The sequence below is a fragment of the Microvirga aerophila genome, from assembly GCF_003332305.1.
GTDB classification, from domain to species: Bacteria; Pseudomonadota; Alphaproteobacteria; order Rhizobiales; family Beijerinckiaceae; genus Microvirga; species Microvirga aerophila.
Window position 1 is genome coordinate 1 of sequence record NZ_QOIO01000152.1, and the last position, 2,795, is coordinate 2,795.

At 58.6% G+C, this 2,795-nt stretch carries 3 protein-coding genes; 2 read left to right on the top strand and 1 reads right to left on the bottom strand.

Annotated elements, in window-relative coordinates; all coding sequences use genetic code 11:
- Both DRB19_RS29335 and DRB19_RS30530 read left to right on the top strand, forming a co-directional pair.
- On the top strand, window positions 1-183 hold a 183-nt coding region (locus tag DRB19_RS29335), incomplete at its 5' end, for a hypothetical protein (RefSeq protein WP_210207563.1).
- A gap of 226 nt (window positions 184-409) precedes the next feature.
- Complete coding sequence (locus DRB19_RS30530) at window positions 410-550, top strand: hypothetical protein (protein WP_162815958.1); 141 nt, start codon at window positions 410-412, stop codon at window positions 548-550.
- 1,035 nt (window positions 551-1,585) lie between these two features.
- Here DRB19_RS30530 and DRB19_RS29345 read toward each other — a convergent pair.
- Complete coding sequence (locus DRB19_RS29345; protein ID WP_114189469.1) at window positions 1,586-2,335, bottom strand: calcium-binding protein; 750 nt, start codon at window positions 2,333-2,335, stop codon at window positions 1,586-1,588.
- Between the last annotated feature and the right edge of the window lie 460 nt (window positions 2,336-2,795).

A 2,795-nucleotide genomic window follows, 5' to 3' on the forward strand; every position in this document is an offset into this window, starting at 1 on the left:
CCGAGGAGCTCAGCCCCGATTGGCTTCACCGAGTTCGGCGGAGATCTCTACTTCCGGGCAGCCACGGAGGAGACCGGACGCGAGCTCTACCGGATCGAGGCCGGGAGCAGCATCCCAACCTTGGTCGCCGACATCAATCCAGGCCCTGGCTGGTCAGAACCATCCGGGTTTTTTGTGCTCTGACGGGCCTTCCACTCCGCGGCATCCCGCGCCAGCCGCCATGCCCGTGACCAATCAGGGTCAATCTCTGTGAAGAGGACCCTGAAGCAGTTCCGCATCCATTGACAGCTCATCGTGGGCTCCGCCACGCGAGGATGAGCGGCCTGAACTTTCGTTCCATACTGGGGCTTCCGCGAAATTCGCGGCGTTTATAGCATCATGCGCGTACCTCTCTATGGAGGAGGATCGCGTGACTAAGACTGACGAAACGGAATGGCCGCCGCACCTGAATGCGCTGGTCGCCGCACCGGCAATCCACCGCCTCCTCTTTGAGGACGACACGGTGCGGGTGCTGGAGGTCACCGTCGAGCCTAGAGCATCGGACCGTTAAGTGGACGCGCCACCGGCGGCTTCGGCATGGCTCCAGGATGGCTGAGATGCAGACCTCATCGGATCCGACTTCTCGTCCGATGCTCTAGTGAGCGTGAGAACCTGCATCACCACCGTTAGCCAAGCCTGATGGTCGTGCTGGCCCGGCCGAACTACCGAAACTTCGACGCGGACAGGAACGAGATCCCCCCATCGGACGGGACGCCACCCAATCCCGAGCTGCCGTGCTCTGCGGCTGACGCACCGCACGCCTTTCGGGGCATTCGGATCGAGTTCAAGACGCCTCAGGCCTAAGGGCCGCCTGTGCTCCATCAGGGCAATTCTGCGAATTACTCGGCCTGCCAAGAATTGTGAGGCCGACCCTTGCTCAGAGCATCATCGAGGGCTGCCACACGCGCAATATCTTCTCTGACCACGAGCGCCGTTTTGGGCTCGATGCCCAGGACCTGCTCAATTTGATCAGCCACAGCCTTGAGCTGGTTGAAGGTCGTAATGTTCTCTCTCTGCAGCACATTCCAGACGCTTTGGGGCAGACAGAGACCTTCAATGGGCCCCTCGCAGCTTCCATGAAAACCATTCGGCATCCGTCTCACCTGCTGATCTGTGATCTGTTTCGGTACAGAATGATGCCCCTCGGCCCATGGCCAAAGAATAGAGCGGGTGGGACGGTGCTGCCCGCCGCCAAACGAGGTGGTCCCTCGATCTCGCCAGCTTCACCCGCAGCACATCCAGTTTAGCCCCCTAGTGCTTGCAACGCCAGGCTGCTTTCGAGGTAACCTAGGCGCAGGGAGTGTGTGATTATCGCCAGGTTTCATAAAGCGTCTTCTCGGCAATTCGCATCCAAACAAGCGGAGGCCCGGAGCGTAGGGCAAACCCGTCAACCGCTTTAGACTGCTCGAGTCGCGAGCTCAAAGCGAGGAGATGGGGCACACCCCCATCCCCAGACCTGCCTACAGCAAGCCCTAGCGCCTTTACTGAAGCCCTGTTGAGCTTCCCAATCTGGCGCTCTTGCCCCGCGCTGAGCGCCGAGCGGGGTTCAAGTAATCAGAAAATCGTTGGCACTGAACTCGGCAGCAACGCGACCGAGGAACAGCACGCTGTTATCACCACCCAAATCCAGCACAGTACCCAGTGGGGTATCGCTCAGGGCTGCGACGGGGTCGAGGCCTTGCTCAAAGCCGATCAGTTGCACAACGTCCTCGGCTGGATCGAAGTCCGTGATGGTGTCGGTGCCCGTTCCCTTGTCCGAAGCCCGGAAGATGAAAGCATCGGCGCCGCCATTGCCGGTGAGGAAGTCATCGCCACGCCCACCCTCGATAGTGTCCGTGGCATCGCCACCCAGCACCACGTCCTTGCCGTCGTTTCCCAGCAACAGGTCAGCCGCGGTGGCATTTCCAGGCGAATTTGCGAAGGCGCGGATGAGATCATCGCCGCCACCGCCAAAAATCGTATCAGCGGCAACATTACCGCCAAGGATGGTATCATTCCCTTGTCCGCCGAACACGGCGTCACCAGTCGGATCATTCCAGGCGATGATGTCATTGCCATTACCGGCCAGAACGACGTCACGACCGGCCATGCCGCCGATTGTATCGTTGCCTGTTCCGCCGAGCACGATGTCATCACCAAGGCCAGTGGTGATGTTGTCATCCCCTTCATCGCCGGACAGGAAGTCGTTGCCGGCAGCGCCCGTAATGGTGTCATTTCCCAGATCACCGAATATCACGTCAATGTCGTCAGTGCCGGGCAGGGTGTCGGCATCAGGAGTACCAGGAAGAAATGCCATAGCTCTTCTCCATATGATCTCAGGATGGATGATCTCAGGATGATGCGTGGTGAGGCACCGCTGCACGAGGCACAGCAGCTACAAAGATGACTGATGCAACATGGCAACAGGAAACGGCAACGCTATTGATACAGCAGAGGTCAGCGATACATCTGTGCTAACTGACAGTCGACCTCTTGCACGATTGAAACGTAGCGATAATCAGAAACTGTCTTGGTGATGGTGCCTCCTTAGCAAGATGTGCTATGGCGCCAGCGAGGCTCTGCTGCAAATACTGGCTTGAGAATAGGGTCAGATTGCGGCCTACCAGCAGACCTTATCCGAAGCGGGTGATCCCCAGTTCCATAACCAACCTTCCGCGAAGGATCTGTGTAAGCGCAATATAGAGATGACACCCCTCTGCAAAGTTCAAATGGCACTCTCCTGCTTTTCGGGGCTGTAGGAGGACGTGCCGTATGAC

Excerpts from the sequence above, each read along its gene's own strand:
- DRB19_RS29345 (WP_114189469.1), bottom strand. The coding sequence starts at position 2,335 with ATGGCATTTCTTCCTGGTACTCCTGATGCCGACACCCTGCCCGGCACT.